At 57.6% G+C, this 694-nt stretch carries 1 protein-coding gene and 1 pseudogene; both read left to right on the forward strand.

All coding sequences use genetic code 11. The features are described from left to right. Nucleotides 1–234, forward strand: a pseudogene (locus tag AACY49_RS29800) (arginine-ornithine antiporter); the annotation flags it as partial. 35 nt (nt 235–269) lie between these two features. Beyond that, nucleotides 270–694 (forward strand): arginine deiminase family protein (locus AACY49_RS29805; RefSeq protein ID WP_339527776.1); only part of this gene is annotated, 425 nt, incomplete at its 3' end.

The raw sequence follows: 694 nt of genomic DNA on the forward strand, positions 1-694 counted from the left end.
TTCATCGGCGCCGTCGCATTGATCTACGCGGTCTGGCTGATCTATGCCGGCGGCGTCAAATACCTGCTGCTCTCCGCCCTGCTCTATGCGCCCGGCGTGATCCTGTTCGCCAAAGCCAAGCTTGAAGTCAACAAACCGGTTTTCACCAACGTCGAGAAGCTGATTTTCACAGCGGTCGTCGTGGGCGCCCTGGTGGCGGCTTACGGGCTGTATGACGGCTTCCTGACTCTGTAACACCTGACCCATTTGTCATCTGGAGGATCACTGTAATGACCACGGAAAAAGTTAAGTACGGCGTCCATTCCGAAGCCGGCAAACTGCGCAAAGTCATGGTTTGCTCCCCCGGCCTGGCCCACCAGCGGCTGACCCCGAACAACTGCGACGAGTTGCTGTTTGATGATGTGTTGTGGGTCGCACAGGCTAAACGCGACCATTTCGACTTCGTCACCAAGATGCGCGAACGCAACGTCGAAGTGCTGGAAATGCACAACCTGCTGACCGACATCGTTGCCATCCCTGAAGCCCTCGACTGGATTCTGGAACGCAAGGTCACTGCCAACTCAGTCGGCCTCGGCCTCATCAACGAAGTGGGTTCGTGGTTGCGCAGCCTGGAGCCTCGTCATATCGCCGAGTTCCTGATCGGCGGCGTTTCCGCCGATGACTTGCCGGACAGCTTTGGCGGCAAGACCATTCA

The sequence above is a fragment of the Pseudomonas sp. EL_65y_Pfl2_R96 genome (assembly GCF_963970905.1).
In the GTDB taxonomy this organism is placed as follows: domain Bacteria; phylum Pseudomonadota; class Gammaproteobacteria; order Pseudomonadales; family Pseudomonadaceae; genus Aquipseudomonas.